The following is a 405-nucleotide window of genomic DNA, read 5'->3' as shown; positions in this document are numbered from 1 at the left end:
GTGCCATCACCGTCACAGTCTGCTGTTAACCAAGCCGCTGTTTGCGTTTGGGTTACTAAGATTGGATTGTAATCACATGGATCTTGTGGATCTGTATTGTTTGGTCCTGGTGTACCATCTCCATCTGGATCTACTTCATCTCCGTTGGTTACTCCATCGCCATCACAATCTATTGCCAACCATGCAATTGTTACTGTTGCAAAGTTTTGTACTGTAGCATCATAATCACATGGATCACTTGGATCAGTTCCATTTGGTCCTGCTGTTCCATCTCCGTCTGGATCAACTTCTGTTATGTTTGTTACGCCATCACCATCGCAATCTGCTATTGCCCATGCTGATGTTATATTTGTTAAATCAACACTTGCTACTGTTCCGCCAACACATGGATCATTCGGGTCTGAA

At 43.7% G+C, this 405-nt stretch carries 1 pseudogene; it reads right to left on the bottom strand.

The features are described from left to right. Positions 1-405, bottom strand: a pseudogene (locus Q0845_RS27735) (hypothetical protein); the annotation flags it as partial.

It is taken from the genome of uncultured Kordia sp., from assembly GCF_947489565.1.
GTDB lineage: Bacteria > Bacteroidota > Bacteroidia > Flavobacteriales > Flavobacteriaceae > Kordia.
This window is presented reverse-complemented; position numbering and strand designations above follow the sequence as displayed.